Raw genomic sequence first — 14,343 nt, 5'->3', positions numbered from 1 at the left:
TATGAACATAGATATAATAAGACAGGACATCAGAGGATTATCAGACGGGAAAATGTTTCTGAACAATGCAGGTTCTTCATTAATGCCAAGACAGGTTGTAGATGCGATGATGGATTATTTAAAGCAGGAGGAACAATTCGGAGGATATGAAGTAGCCAATAAAAATGCTGAATTATTGGAAAGTTTTTATGATGAAACGGCTAAACTGATTAATTGCAAATCTTCAAATATTGCTTTTGCCACAAGTGCTACAGACGCTTATACAAAGGCATTATCCAGTATCATTTTTAAAGAAGGAGATGTGATCATTACAACGATTGACGATTATATTTCCAATCAGATTACATTTATTTCGCTGCAGAAAAAATTAAAATTAAAAATTATCAGAACAAAAAATCTTTCAGACCATGAACTTGATTTGGAAGATCTGGAAGAATTAATTAAAAAGTATACCCCTAAATTAGTTGCTGTTACTCATATTCCAACAAATTCAGGACTGATTCAGGATGTTGAAGGTGTCGGAAAAATCTGTAAAAAATATGGTATTTTGTATCTTGTTGATGCCTGTCAGTCTGTTGGACAGCTCTTTGTAGATGTTGAAAAGATTGGCTGTGATTTTCTGACGGCAACCGGAAGGAAATTTATGAGAGGACCACGAGGAACAGGATTTTTATATGTTTCGGATAGAATTCTGGAACAGAATTATGCTCCCTTACTCTTAGATATGAGAGGTGCCAACTGGACGGAGTATGATAATTATGAATTATTTAAAACGGCAAAACGATTCGAGCATTGGGAAGTTTCCTATGCATCTTTACTGGGTTTTACTGAAGCTTTAAAATATGCCAATACGATCGGAATACATGCTATTGAACATTATAACAAAGGCTTGTCTGAGAAACTGCGGGAAAATTTGAGAGATCGTGGTTTCCAGGTTTGGGATCAGGGAAATCACCTTAGCAGCATTATTACTTTTTGCGGTCCGGATGGAGACTTAGAAAATATTCAAAAAGTTTTGAAAGAAAATAATATATTCTTTTCAGTGACTTATAAAAATTCAGCTTTAATAGATTTTACCAATAAAAATATTAACGGAATTGTAAGATTGTCACCACATTATTTCAACACGGTTGAAGAAATCGAAAAAGTGTCGGAAATTTTAAATAATAGCTTGAAATAGGTATTCCATTGACTTATCGAAAATATTTCAGTAAAGGCCTATGGAATTACAGGTATAAAAAATAGATTGAACTGTGTTTCAATCTATTTTTTTACTAATATTTTATCAGTAGCTTTTCTGCTTAGAATCTCATTCTTCCCGTCAATTTCAATAGTAATTGATTTATCGAAACTTTCAATTTTGATGACCTTGATCTTTTTATTCAAAAGCAGATTTCTCTCTGTTAAATAATTAAGAAAAGCATCGTCAGAAAGGGTAACAGAAGTAAAAACGACCACTTCTCCAGGTTCGCAATTGCTTAATTTTTGTAAATCCTGAGCAATGATATTGCCGTCTTTATCGGGAATAGGCTCTCCATGAGGGTCAAATTTCGGATAATTGAGAATTTCATCCATTTTATCAAAGAAAATAGTAGAATGTACGTGTTCTAACTGCTCTGCAATCTCATGGACATTTTCCCAACCGAAATTCATTTTTTTTACCAGAAACATTTCTGTGAGCCTGTGCTTTCTTACTACCAAAGCCGCTTCGCGATGCCCTTTTTCAGTAACGATAAGCGGTTTATAGGTTTCATAGATTACCCAGCCCTTTTCAGCAAACTTCTTCATCATATTGTTAACACTCGGCATTTTCACCGTTAAGAATTTGCTGAGCTCATTAATCGTTACTTTGCTTTCTGTATCAACCAAATGAAATAATGCTTTCAGATAGTTTTCTTCGGTTAATGTTGTTTTCAAAATGTTAGATGATTTTCATTACAAATCTAACAAAATATTATGAATTACTAATTGTTGTTATTTTAAGTTTTTTTAATTTTACTTTATGAAATTTTCATTCAAAAACGATTATTCGGAAGGTTGCCACTCTAATATTCTAAAGACTCTTTTAGAGCATAATACCGATCAGCAGGCCGGGTATGGAGAAGATCAATATTCTTTACAGGCTAAAGAGCTCATTAAACAAAGAATAAAAAAATCAGATTCAGAGATCTATTTTGTTTCCGGCGGAACTCAGGCCAATTTATTGGTAATTTCTTCCGTTTTAAGACCTTATCAATGTGCTATTTCAGCATCTACAGGACATATTCTCAATAATGAAACCGGAGCTATTGAAGCAACGGGACATAAAATTTTAAGCATAGAAAAGGAGGATGGAAAACTGGCTCCTGAAGATATTATTCCGGTTCTTGAAAACCATAGAAATATTCCGCATCAGGTAATGCCGAAGCTGGTTTATATCTCGAATTCTACGGAGCTGGGAACTATATATACCTTAAAAGAATTAGAAAATCTTTCGAAATTTTGCAGGGAGAATAATTTATATCTTTTTATGGACGGCGCAAGATTGGGACATGGTCTAACTTCCGAAATCAGCGATCTGACATTGGAAAAAGTTGCGGAACTGACTGATGTTTTCTATTTAGGCGGAACTAAAAACGGTGCATTAATTGGAGAGGCAATTGTAATTAATAATAAAGAGCTCCAACAGGATTTTGCTTTTAATATTAAACAAAAAGGAGCTTTATTGGCAAAAGGAAGACTATTAGGAATTCAGTTTTTAGAACTGATGAAAAATGATCTTTATTTTGAGTTGGCAAAGCATGCCAATCAGCAAGCCATGAAAATCAAAAATGCAATGCAGGAAAGGGGAGTACAGTTTTTATCCGACACCTATACCAATCAGATTTTCCCGATTCTAAGTAATGATGTAATTCAAAAGCTCTCAGAGAAATTTGAATTTTATGTCTGGAAGAAAATAGATGAGAATTTTTCGGCTATCCGTCTTATTACTTCCTGGAATACTGATGATGAGCCCGTTAATGAATTTATTGAAATTATTAAAACGGAACTATAAAAAAATGCAACTTGATAAAGTTGCATTTTTAATTTATTTCAAAGCTTTATTAACAAGATTGCAATCAGCAGTTTCCAGTTTTTGGCCATCTTTATAGCTGATGTTTTTTTCACTGGCATATTTTATCTGTCCGTTTTCTTCTTTGTGAGCTCCGATACCTTCTACCAAAGTATTATCATCTTTTTGAATAAAGAAAATATCTCTTGCGCTTTTTTTGCCTTCAGATTCGAATTCATACGTCAGTTTTAAGGTATCTCCCGATTTATAGCCGGAAATATCTCCTTTATTGCTGTCTTTTTCGAAGTTTTTGTAAGACATTTTTCCAGTAATGGTTCCCAGATTATCATCAATACTTGCAAATACAGAATCTTTTCCGGTAACTCCCATGTAGCAGAACGATTTTGGTCCTAAAGTATCAACTACTTTTTCAGTAGTTGCAGTAGAATCTGTTTCTGCTTTTGGAGCTGCTGTTTCTGTTTTTTTATTACAATTCATTAAAAAAACAGATAGTGTACTTAGTAAGATTAACTTTTTCATATTCCTTTTGTTGTATTAGCTAAATTTCGAAGTTGCTAAAATAATCATTTTATTATTGAATTGGTATTAAAAGTTATACCTTCAAACATCCCCGGAAACCCCTGGCTGCATAATAAGAATCAGCTCCGTTGTGATAGGTGAAAACAGTGTTGTAACGTCGGTCACAGAAAATAGCTCCTCCCAATTCTCTTATTAATACAGGAGTTTTTACCCAGCTCGAAGTTTTCAGATCAAATTTTCCTAATTCCTGAAGCTGACGGTACTGTTCTTCTGTTAACAATTCGATGCCCATTTCAGAAGCTTTATCGACTGCATTACTTTCCGGTTTGTTGGCTTTTCTGCTTTCCCATGCAGGATAATCATAACACAGGCTTCTGCGTTTAGGGCTTTCTGGTGAACAATCAAAGAAGAAATATTCATCTGCTTTTTTATCATAACCGACAACATCAGGTTCACCTTCGGTTTCTTCCATTTCGTTTAAAGACCAAAGTTTGTCCGGATTTTTCTGCAGTTTTGATTGAATTTTTTCCCAATCCAAATTTTTATGACGATGCATATTTTTCTCAAAACGGGTTTTCAAAATCTTCAAAAGTTCTTCGGCTTGTTCCGAGGTCAGTTTCTTTTTCATATCTTTAGTTTAAGTGTTTAATGATTTACGGAAATTTTCCTATCGACAGGTCTAAAATACCAGGAAATAACAACTAATATAAGCAATAAAACTGCAGGAAATGTCTTGCTGACCGGATCATTGACAATAATATGCGAAATGACAGCTCCCGACATTACAAAGAAAAACCCTGAGTAAGCCCATTCTTTTAATAAAGGAAATTTCGGAATTAAAATTGCAATAACGCCTAAGATTTTCCATACTCCAATGATAGTCATTAGATAAGAAGGATAGCCCAGATTTGTAAAATTGGCTAGTTCGTCCTTATTTTTCATGAGCTGCACAATGGCTGTTGAAACCATTCCCAGAGCCATCCAAAGCGTAAAAACCCAATAGATGATTTTATTTCTTTTCTGAAATTTATTTTGTGTTTCCATTTTTATCTGTTTTTAAATTTAATCATTCAACCCATTTCCATTAAGAATTTCCGGAATGTATTTTTCAATTCTGGCTGCTCTGGTTTTGGATTGTTTGGCGGAAGAAAAATAGAGTAGGTAAGCACGTTGCCTTCCTGGTGTTAAAGCTTCAAAAGCTTCTTTTAATGCTGAGTTTTCATTCAGTTTCTGTTGAAATTCTTCAGGCATTTCAAACTCCTTGGTCTTCTTCATCTCGACTTTTGCACCTGATTCTTCAATTTCAACAGCTTCAAATAGATATGATTTAATAACTTCTTTTAAATCAATAATTTGCTGTAAATTAGTAAAGCGGATTTGTCTTGCAGCCTGCACGTTTTCAGTTTGTTGGATTAAGATGTTTTCAGGATCTTTCATTAAAGCACCTTTGAAAAAGAGTAGTGCACAATATTCTTTAAAACCGTGAATTAAGAATATATTTTTTCCCTCATAAGTATAACATGGACATCCCCATTTCAAATCTTCTACAAGCTCGGTTTCTAATGCAATTGCTCTTAATTTTTCGAATTCTTTTTGCCATTGTGTGGCCTTATCAAAGAAGAAATCAACTTTTGGGTTCATATATTTTGGTTTATGGTGTTCCGGGATACAAGTTGCTATATTATTTAATGGTTCCAACCTCGAATCTCGTATCCCGCATCTTGTTATTTAAATAATTCTTGCAGACGGTTATGGGCCATATTGATGCCTTGTGCGAAAGGTAATTTCAACATCTGATCTCTGAAATCCACTGATTTATAAATCGTCTGAATGGTTATTTTGCTGATATCATCCGTAATTTTTTCAAATTCTAAAAATTCAAGCTGAACTGGAAAAGGCGTATTTTCCATTTGAAAAGTTCTTATAATTTTCTCATTCTGAATAATTTCATGAATGGTTCCATTGGCGCTGAAAACTACGTCGCCTTGAGGATTTGAGGTCTCAAAACGGTAGCTTCCGTGTTGTTTATTTTCAAATTTTGTCACCTTTGTTCCCATCCATTGTTCAAAAAGTTCAGCTTCTGTATAAGCTTTGAACAATAATTCAACGGGCAGGTCAAATTCTCTGGTGATGAAGATTTCCTGTTTTCCATCTTCGGCGTGTATTTTGGTTCTCAGTTCCATATTTCTATTTTTTTGATTGGTAACTTTTCATCAGGTCTTCAAGCTTGTTAAATCTGTCGTCCCACATTTTGCGGAAGGGCTCGATAAAGTCTGCAATTTCTTTCATTTTTGCAGGGCTTAAATGGTAGATAATCTCACGGCCGTTTTGTTCAGATCTTAATAATTCACATTCTGTAAGGATTTGAAGATGTTTTGAAACAGTAGGTCTTGCAGTATCAAAATTCGAAGCAATTGCACCAGCTGTCATAGATTGAGTGGCAACCAACATCAATATGGATCTTCTGGTAGGATCTGCAATGGCCTGAAATACATCTCGTCTTAAATTCATTGTGTAGTTATTTGACTATAAATTTAAATGAAGTTATTTGGCTACGCAAATTTTATTGATGATTTTTTTTATTAAATTTTAAATTTTGACAGATTGCTGTGAGTTTACACAATGCTATAATATTATTCAAAACTAAACTATAAGTAATCCAGTTTTTAATATACCGAGTTTTTCCCGAGCTTAAATCGTACAGCGGAATCTCAGCAGTTTTTAAAATATTGAAGAAAATGATTGGAGGAAATAAAGTTTGTACCAAATAGAAAAGAGGGCTTCTCGAAAATAGAAAAGTGCGGAAAATAGCAAAGTAAACTCTCCCATATTCAGATTATAAAAATCCTATAATTTATATTATGTTAAATTGTATTTATGACCCATAATCTATAATAGCACTGCTATTTAAAATTGCCTACATAATAAATTCAACATCTTTATATCCCATTCAACGACTCATTTTGCCCGTTCACCGAAAAATCTCTCAATTCAGCAACATTCCATCCGAACTTTATATCATCAAAAAAGAACAACTTAAATCTCACTATTATGAAAACAAAAATCGGAATTACAGAAAAAAACACACAAGCTGTTGCAGATCAATTGGCAAAACTTTTAGCTGATGAAACTGTACTTTATATCAAAACAAGAAACGCACACTGGAATGTCACCGGAGATAATTTCCACGCCAATCACATTTTTTTCGAAGAGCAATACAAACAATTGGATGAACTGATTGACAGCGTTGCAGAACGTATGCGTAAAATAGGACATTATGCCCCTGCAACAATGAAAATCTATCTTGAATTAACCCATCTTACAGAATACAGCGACAGAACCAACGACGGTTTAGGCTATATGAAAGACCTGTTGAGCGACCACGAAAGCATCATTGAATTCCTACGAGGAAACATCACCCCTTTTGCCGAAGAATTCAAAGATTACGGAACCAGCGATTTCATTACGGGATTGATGGAAACCCACGAAGAAATGGCCTGGATGATCCGTTCATATTTCAGATAATTGGGAAAAGAAAAAAGGAATAATTATATTTGTGTAAAATCATAAATAACTATCCCTATGAAAGCTTTAATCGTCGATGACAACGACATTGCAAGAACAACATTATCACATTTGGCAAAACAAATTCCGAGTCTTACAATTGTCAATGAATTTTCCAACGCGATTGAAGCTTACAATTATCTGCAGACCCATCCTGTTGATCTAATTTTCTTAGACATCGAAATGCCTGAAATGTCAGGGATAGAACTCACCAAAAATCTCTCAGGAAAAGAAACGATCATCATTTTCACTACATCTAATAAAGAATATGCACTCGAAGCTTTTGAACTTAATATCGCAGATTACCTGTTAAAACCTGTGATGCCGGCAAGATTTTTACAGGCAGTTAGCAAAGCACAGGCTATTCTTGAAAGCCGAAAGGAAAATGTAGAAATCACAAAAGACGAGTTTCTTTTCGTACGGGATTCCAATATTACAAGACGCCTGAAACTGGATGATATTTTGTATGCAGAAGCAATGGGCGACTACGTTAAGTTCTATACAAGAGAAAAAATGTTTGCTATCCACGGCAAGATGAAAACGGCGGAAGAACGTCTACCGAAAGATTATTTCATCAGAGTTCATCGATCTTACATCGTTTCTGTCGGTAAAATTGATACGCTTCAGGACGGCGGAATTATGATTAACGGAAAATTCATTCCTGTTGCAGATGCATACAGAAAAGCACTCAATACGAGAATGAATGTTTTTTAGGATTTGGGCAGCTTAATCCGCCTTCCGCTCCCGCTTTTTTGTCATTGCGAACGAAGTGAAGCAATCTGTTGAACTATTCAGCAATCGCAATGACAAAAAGAGCTCCGCTCAAGCCGGGCTGAAACAATTCGCCGTTCCAATTGCAATGCAAAAATTCCCCTCTTTTGGAGGGGTGGCGAAAATTCGAAGAATTTTTGACGGGGTGGTCAACAATAATTTTAAAGTCAATATAACAGACTTATGAAAAAGATATCCTCAGTAATGAACAACAAGCGCTTCAGCTATTTTATCATCCTCACATTTATTGCGGGGTCTCTCCTATTGATTGCAGTTCAGATCAATTCAGCCCAAAATACGAAGGAACTTATCCGTAACAATAACAAACTTCTCGAAGAATTACGTTCAAGCAACCATTTGCGTGAAATTGACCGTGATATTTTAGGCGTTGAAAGCAGAATCAGAGCCTCCATTGCAACCAATGACACCACTCACCTTGAAGGAATCGACCAAAAGATCAATCAGATAGAAAACTTTTTAGATTCCCTTTCCAAAGACAATGCCGATGCGGAAGAAGAAAGATTAATTCACCGATTGAGTATTCTCGCGATGGACAAGAAAACAACGAAGGACAAATTATTGCTTCGTTATCATACCCTCGGAAATATGGACGATCAGACTTCCATTGCTAATCCAAGAGCCAGAAAAATATCGAACGAAATCACTTCTATTACCGCAAAGATCTATGAAAGTCGAAAAATTCATATGGTAGATCTCAGCAAAAAAAACGAGGAAATGGGACAGAAAGCCAGATTGTATGATATTTCCTTGCTGATTCTTTTGATCTTAAGCGGATCTATCGTTGGCTATCATATTCTTCGCCAGTTTAAACGTCAAAGATTGCTGATCCAGGAATTGGATGTTGCGGAGAAAAAAGCTTCGGTTGCCGCACAGACCAAAGAAAATTTTTTAGCCAATATGAGCCACGAAATCAGAACACCTCTGAGCGGAATCTTGGGCTTTACGAACCTTTTGCAGAAAAGACCATTGGATGAAACTTCAAAAGAATTTGTATCATCCATTCAACGCTCAGGAGAAAATCTGATGGCCATTATCAATGATATCCTGGATTTATCAAAAATCGAAGCCGGAATGATGCGTATCACCAAAGGAATATTCAGTATCAATGGGTTGGTGAATTCGGTAGAAACATTTTTTGTGGAGCGTGCCAAAGAAAAAGGATTAACGATCTCCAGCAAAATAGATCCATCTATTCCCGACACTTTAAATGGTGATGCAACGAGACTCACTCAGATTTTGGTTAACCTCATTGGAAATGCTATTAAATTTACACATCAGGGGCGCATTACTATTGAGATCTACAATAAGCATCAAACTGAAAATGAAGTTGTTGTAGGTTTTAAAGTCTCAGATACAGGAATTGGAATCGATAAAGAAAAACTTAGCGAAGTCTTTGAAAGATTCAACCAGGGCGAAGATTCTACAACAAGAAATTATGGCGGAACCGGACTTGGCTTATCCATTGTGAAAAGTTTAATTCAATTGCAAAATGGGGACATTGAGGTAATGAGCGAACAGGGAAAGGGCACGACTTTTCATTTTTACATTCCTTATGCCATTGCGGGAGAACAGATTAACGTAATTCCTGCAGTGGATACACAATATTTTAAAGATAGATCCAATACACCTTTGAAAGTTTTGGTCGTGGATGATAATGCGATCAATCAAAGTCTGATGAAACATCTACTATCGCAATGGAACATCGATTTTGACACTGCAAACAACGGTCTGGAAGCAGTAGAATATCTTAAAAATAATGATTGCGATCTGGTTTTAATGGACATTCAGATGCCACAAATGGACGGCTATACTGCAACACAAAAAATCCGTGAAGAATTGAACCTGAACCTTCCAATTATTGCAATGACCGCACACGCATTGGCTGGAGAAAGAGAAAAATGCCTGAGCCGAGGCATGAACGAATATATTTCCAAACCGGTCAATGAAGATGAATTATTTAAATTAATTTCAGGTTTCGGATTAAAAAAAGATAAAAATAAGGAAGCAGAAATTAAAGAAGAAGTTACTGTTTATCAATATATTGATCTTACTTACATGAAGTCTATCAGCAATGGTGACAAAGATTTTGAAAGAACTGTCACACAGCAGTTTTTAGACAAAATTCCGTATCATATTCAGGAAATGGAATCGGCTTATGAAAACGCAGATTTTACGATTGTAAAACTGAGAGCGCATGATCTGAAATCCAGTGTTGCCATCATGGGATTATTACCTTTATTAGAAGAAAAACTGGAGTTTTTGGAAATGACTTCCGCACAAAACCAGCAATCAGCAGAAGCTTTGAAAATGGTACAGAGTATTATCACATCATCACTTTCAGAAGCTGAAAAATTTTTACATCAATTACAAAATATTAAATCTTAAACAATGAATTTATTTAGTCCTATACAACTACGCAGTCTTGAACTTAAAAACAGGATTGTATTATCTCCCATGCAGCAGTACAGCGCAAAAAACGGAATTCCCGGTAACTGGCATCTTGTCCATTTAGGAAGCCGTGCTGTCGGTGGCGCCGGTCTTATCCTTACCGAATGCACCGCCGTTTCTCCCGAGGGTTTAGCCACTTTAAGCGATGTGGGAATCTGGAACGACGAGCAGCAAAATGCCTGGAAAAACATTGTGGGTTTTGTCCACGAGCAGAATGCTAAAATAGGGATTCAGCTTTGGCATTCCGGAGGAAAAGGAAGCCTAAAGCATCCCAACGAAAGAATGAAACCTCTTACTGTAGAAGAAGGCGGATGGATTGTAAAGTGTTCCTCACCCACAGAAATTAACGGAGTGATTCCTCAAGAGTTATCCGTTGCAGAAATTCAGGAGCTTAAAAATAAGTTTGCCCAAGCTGCTGTAAGAGCGGTGGAAGCTGGTTTTGATACGATTGAGCTTCACGCAGGACACGGTTATCTTTTTCATCAGTTTTATTCAGCATTAATCAATAAAAGAACAGATGAATACGGTGGAAGTTTTGAAAACCGAATCCGCTTTTTAGTGGAAACTGTTCAGGAAGTGAGAAAAGTGATTCCTGAAACAATGCCTTTACTTGTAAGAATCTCTGCTGTAGATTATGTAGAAACCGAGGAAAGCTGGACACTTGATAACAGCATCCGGCTTGCAGAAATCCTTAAAAAGGAAGGTGTAGATTTTATTACCGCATCAGGCGGTGGCTTTACCAATGTAAGCAAAGACAGAGTTTTTCCGGGTTATCAGATTCCTTTTGCTACTGCTATTAAAGAAAAAACAGGGCTTTTAACAGGCGCTGTCGGAATGATCACGTCTGCAAAACAAGCTAACGAAATTATCAGCGACAACAAAGCAGACCTGGTTATCATTGCAAGAGAGCATTTGAGAGATCCTTATTTTGCAATTCACTCTGCAATCGAACTGGAGCTTGATACAGAAATCCCTTGGCAATACAAAAGAGCCTTTTAAATTTGTAAAAAAACTGATGATATGGAAAATCAAGGTGCATCCGTAGTAATTTCACATCATATCCTGGATGGAAAACAGCAGGAATACGAACAATGGCTGGATGAAATTGTTCCTTTAACCCGAGATTCAAAAGGTTTCATAGACCATCAGATTGTACGTCCAATTAAAGGTCTTACCTTTGTCTATACTGTTATTATCAGATTTGATACGATTGAAAATCTCCGAAGCTGGATGGATTCTGATGCCCGTAAAAGACTCATTGACAAAGCTGCACCACTGTTCAGAAAAAATGACTATTATAAAATAAAATCCGGGCTAGATTTTCTTTTTGAAACCGAAAATGAAACAAAGGTTCCTGTACGTTGGAAGCAGTTTCTAGTAACCTGGTCAGCCATTTATCCTTTGTCATTGCTGATTCCATTGGTACTTCTCCCCTTTTTAAGGTTGTTAAAAATTCCTGCTAATCATTATTCAGACGGACTTCTGATTTCAGGATGTATTGTCTTCCTGATGGTTTTTGTTGTAATGCCTAATTATACAAAGCTGATCAGAAAATGGCTTTTTAAATAGTATTAATCATATAAAAATCACTGTAAAATGCAGTGATTTTTTTGTTTATAATAAAGGCTTCTCGCTTTTGTCATTCCGTAGGAATCTCAACAAAGTATTTAAATAATAATTTAGATTCCTACGGAATGACAAAAGTGATATATATTAAAGTTACTATTTCTTTCTATTCGTTAATAAATATAAGTACGCATCCAACGACAGTTTTCGCCTGTTCATCGAACTCCAGTTGATTTTCCATTGAGTTGCCTGTAGCTTTACATCATCAATTAATACAAACAATTAAAACCAAAACATTATGGAAATTCTACAAACACCGGAAAACGCATTGTCTCACTCAAGCGTAACCGCTATTATCAATACACCATTCGAAAAAGTTAACATCGCAGATTGGTTATTAAATTTACCCGATGCCGAATATCAAAGATGCTCAACCCAGCACATAGGAGCAGCTATTTCTACCACTTTCGACGGCGAACCGGTTTCGCTAAATGTTGAAACAATCGGAGATGCTTTGATGGTTCAGCATTATGTAGCCACAGCTTATCGCCCGGATTACTGCAGAATGTTATCAATCTCCGATTCCATTACCAAAAACGGAAGAACGAAAGTTCAGGTTTTATGGGAACTGAAAGCGACAAAAATTGATGACAGCACGACTTTGTACACCAACGAAATTCACGCAACGGCAACGCCGGAAATGTTTGAATATCTAAAAGAACACAATGTAAATCTTGCTGATGCAGCCGCATCAAGACAAGCTGCTTCCGACGCTCATAACCACGAAGAAACACCTAACTTTGCAAAAAGTATCGAAAACAAAGCATTGACAGGCAAATACAATCAGCCTTTTTAAAATCAACATGATATATTAATTAAAATCATTGGGGTTCATCCAGTGATTTTTTTTAGTTTAAAAACAACTGTTTTGCAACCAGACAACTTTGCATTTTGTTTCCCGCAAACTTGTTTGGAATAAAATGCATTTTACATTAGTTTAAAACAATCCTGTTTGTAACCAGACAACTTTGCATTTTGTTTCCCGCAAACTTGTTTGGAACAAAATGCATTTTACATTAGTTTAAAACAACCCTTTTTGTAACCAAATAACTTTGTGTTTTATCTCCTGCAATCTGTTTTAAACCAAATGCATTTTACATTAGTTTAAAACAATCCTGTTTGTAACCCGACAACTTTCAATTTCTTATGCAACGATTCACCATCTGTCTCATCATAAAACTCAACGACTGATTTTGCCTGTTCACCGAATAGAAACTGAAAAAAGCCAGATTTGGAAGTAGCTTTACTATAGAAATTAAGAACAAGAGATAATCACTAAAAAGTAATAATATTATGAATACTTCAACTTTAAGCTTCAAATATGAGTTGGAAAAACAAAATCCCCGTACTAATGACGGTGGAACTACAAGAGGTGCTTCTGTAAAAGATTTCCCCGCTTCTATCGGTATTGCCGGAGTTTCTATGAGACTGCAACCCGGAAGTATGAGAGAATTGCACTGGCACGCCAACGCAGCAGAATGGGCGTATGTGATTTCGGGGACAGTGCGTACCACCATCATTCATCCTGACGGAAAAAGTTATATCGATAATTTTGAACCGGGAGATGTATGGTATTTCCCAAAAGGTTACGGTCACTCGATCCAGGCGACAGGAACGGAAGAATGTCATTTCATTCTGATCTTTGATAACGGTAATTTTTCCGAAGACCATACGTTCAGCGTTACAGATTTTGTTTCAAGCGTACCGCCGGAAATTGCCGCTCAGAATTTAGGATTAACCCTTGAAGAAGTGGCAGCGTTACCACAAAAAGAAGTTTATTTCGCAGCAGGAATTGTTCCGGACGAAATGTCATTTGTGGCCACAGCAAGACCTGAAGAATCTGATATACAACTCACCAATCTTCACCGTTATCCACTGCATTCTCAGCAGCCAAGAATTATTCCCGGAGGAGGTTTACAGAGATTGGTAACGAGTAAAGAGTTTCCCATCAGCAAAACAATGGCTGGTTCTGTTCTGGAGCTTCAACCCGGTGCTTTAAGAGAAATGCACTGGCATCCGAATGCTGATGAATGGCAGTACTTTATTTCCGGACAGGCCGAGATGTCGGTTTTCTTAGCGGAAGGTACGATTGTTACGGAGCAGTTTAACGCTGGTGATGTCGGTTATGTTCCGATGGGAGCCGGACATTACATCAAAAATACAGGCGATACGGTCTGCAAAGTATTGATTGGATTCAACAGCGGAACATATGAATCCATTGATCTAAGCGAATGGCTGGCCGGAAATCCGAAAGATGTTGTCGTAACGAACTTTGGTTTGAAGGAAGGCGAAATTGAGAAATTCCCTTCGGAAAAAATATTTATTCAACCTAGAAAATAACG

Annotated in this window: 16 protein-coding genes; 9 read left to right on the top strand and 7 right to left on the bottom strand. The window is 36.3% G+C overall.

Annotation, left to right across the window (positions count from 1 at the left end; all coding sequences use genetic code 11):
• Position 1 precedes the first annotated feature (1 nt).
• Positions 2–1,180, top strand: coding sequence for an aminotransferase class V-fold PLP-dependent enzyme (locus CLV73_RS04705; RefSeq protein WP_100375709.1), 1,179 nt, complete (start codon positions 2–4; stop codon positions 1,178–1,180).
• 83 nt (positions 1,181–1,263) lie between these two features.
• On the opposite strand, the gene CLV73_RS04700 is transcribed toward CLV73_RS04705, so the two are convergent.
• On the bottom strand, positions 1,264–1,917 hold the full coding sequence (locus tag CLV73_RS04700; protein WP_100375708.1) for a metal-dependent transcriptional regulator: 654 nt from the start codon (positions 1,915–1,917) through the stop codon (positions 1,264–1,266).
• An 85-nt stretch (positions 1,918–2,002) separates the two neighbouring features.
• On the opposite strand from CLV73_RS04700, the gene CLV73_RS04695 reads away from it, so the two are divergent.
• Entirely contained in the window at positions 2,003–3,034 is a 1,032-nt protein-coding gene (locus CLV73_RS04695; protein WP_100375707.1) for a threonine aldolase family protein, read from the top strand.
• Positions 3,035–3,067: 33 nt separating this feature from the next.
• Here CLV73_RS04695 and CLV73_RS04690 read toward each other — a convergent pair whose 3' ends face one another.
• From CLV73_RS04690 to CLV73_RS04665, 6 genes are all read right to left on the bottom strand, one after another.
• Positions 3,068–3,571: a hypothetical protein gene (locus CLV73_RS04690; protein ID WP_100375706.1), complete on the bottom strand. Its 504-nt coding sequence runs from the start codon at positions 3,569–3,571 to the stop codon at positions 3,068–3,070.
• A gap of 73 nt (positions 3,572–3,644) precedes the next feature.
• On the bottom strand, positions 3,645–4,199 hold the full coding sequence (locus tag CLV73_RS04685) for a DUF4256 domain-containing protein (protein WP_100375705.1): 555 nt from the start codon (positions 4,197–4,199) through the stop codon (positions 3,645–3,647).
• A gap of 17 nt (positions 4,200–4,216) precedes the next feature.
• A complete protein-coding gene (locus CLV73_RS04680; protein ID WP_100375704.1) occupies positions 4,217–4,615 on the bottom strand; it encodes a DoxX family protein in 399 nt (132 codons plus the stop codon).
• 18 nt (positions 4,616–4,633) lie between these two features.
• Entirely contained in the window at positions 4,634–5,212 is a 579-nt protein-coding gene (locus tag CLV73_RS04675; protein ID WP_100375703.1) for a YdeI/OmpD-associated family protein, read from the bottom strand.
• 83 nt (positions 5,213–5,295) lie between these two features.
• The gene (locus CLV73_RS04670) at positions 5,296–5,754 is read right to left on the bottom strand and encodes an SRPBCC family protein (protein ID WP_100375702.1); all 459 of its coding nucleotides are present in this window, start codon (positions 5,752–5,754) and stop codon (positions 5,296–5,298) included.
• A 4-nt stretch (positions 5,755–5,758) separates the two neighbouring features.
• Positions 5,759–6,082, bottom strand: a complete 324-nt coding sequence (locus CLV73_RS04665; protein WP_100375701.1) for an ArsR/SmtB family transcription factor — start codon at positions 6,080–6,082, stop codon at positions 5,759–5,761.
• Positions 6,083–6,622: 540 nt separating this feature from the next.
• Between CLV73_RS04665 and CLV73_RS04660 the strand changes: the two genes are divergently transcribed.
• The 7 genes from CLV73_RS04660 to CLV73_RS04625 all read left to right on the top strand — a co-directional run bounded on the left by CLV73_RS04660 (position 6,623) and on the right by CLV73_RS04625 (position 14,341).
• Positions 6,623–7,096 (top strand): Dps family protein, encoded by a 474-nt coding sequence (locus CLV73_RS04660; RefSeq protein WP_100375700.1) that lies wholly within the window; start codon positions 6,623–6,625, stop codon positions 7,094–7,096.
• A gap of 57 nt (positions 7,097–7,153) precedes the next feature.
• The gene (locus CLV73_RS04655; protein ID WP_100375699.1) at positions 7,154–7,849 is read left to right on the top strand and encodes a LytR/AlgR family response regulator transcription factor; all 696 of its coding nucleotides are present in this window, start codon (positions 7,154–7,156) and stop codon (positions 7,847–7,849) included.
• 240 nt (positions 7,850–8,089) lie between these two features.
• Positions 8,090–10,312: an ATP-binding protein gene (locus tag CLV73_RS04645; protein ID WP_100375697.1), complete on the top strand. Its 2,223-nt coding sequence runs from the start codon at positions 8,090–8,092 to the stop codon at positions 10,310–10,312.
• A gap of 3 nt (positions 10,313–10,315) precedes the next feature.
• Positions 10,316–11,374: an NADH:flavin oxidoreductase/NADH oxidase gene (locus tag CLV73_RS04640; RefSeq protein WP_100375696.1), complete on the top strand. Its 1,059-nt coding sequence runs from the start codon at positions 10,316–10,318 to the stop codon at positions 11,372–11,374.
• Between the two features lie 21 nt (positions 11,375–11,395).
• Positions 11,396–11,944, top strand: coding sequence for an antibiotic biosynthesis monooxygenase (locus CLV73_RS04635; protein ID WP_100375695.1), 549 nt, complete (start codon positions 11,396–11,398; stop codon positions 11,942–11,944).
• A gap of 295 nt (positions 11,945–12,239) precedes the next feature.
• On the top strand, positions 12,240–12,797 hold the full coding sequence (locus CLV73_RS04630) for a hypothetical protein (RefSeq protein WP_100375694.1): 558 nt from the start codon (positions 12,240–12,242) through the stop codon (positions 12,795–12,797).
• Between the two features lie 497 nt (positions 12,798–13,294).
• Positions 13,295–14,341, top strand: coding sequence for a cupin domain-containing protein (locus tag CLV73_RS04625; RefSeq protein WP_100375693.1), 1,047 nt, complete (start codon positions 13,295–13,297; stop codon positions 14,339–14,341).
• Positions 14,342–14,343: the final 2 nt, after the last annotated feature.

The sequence above is a fragment of the Chryseobacterium geocarposphaerae genome, from assembly GCF_002797535.1.
Classification (GTDB): Bacteria; Bacteroidota; Bacteroidia; order Flavobacteriales; family Weeksellaceae; genus Chryseobacterium; species Chryseobacterium geocarposphaerae.
Note: the sequence above shows the minus strand (reverse complement) of the source record. Positions and strands in the feature narration are given on the sequence as shown.